Consider the following 239-nt stretch of genomic DNA (forward strand, 5'->3'; position numbering starts at 1 on the left):
ATCTTCGCGAATAGCGGTCTTATGCACCGTACTCAGTTAATTCTTTTTACTTTCAGCTGTAACTGTTGCATTTTCCAGTAGTCCACAAGGAATGGCTTGGTGCATGCGCGCTTCTGCAATATTCATTATCCAAGCACGATAACTATAAAGACCAATAAAGTCTAACTGATCACCAGGATACAAATCTTTCTTAGCAACGGCACAGACTTCCACTACAGGGTGGTTTAGTGGTGCCATAT

General features: G+C 41.8%; 1 pseudogene. It reads right to left on the reverse strand.

Annotated elements, in window-relative coordinates:
- Positions 1-36: 36 nt before the first annotated feature.
- Positions 37-239, reverse strand: a pseudogene (locus ACFIO5_RS11830) (homoserine dehydrogenase); the annotation flags it as partial.

Source organism: Bartonella sp. AA86SXKL, from assembly GCF_042196885.1.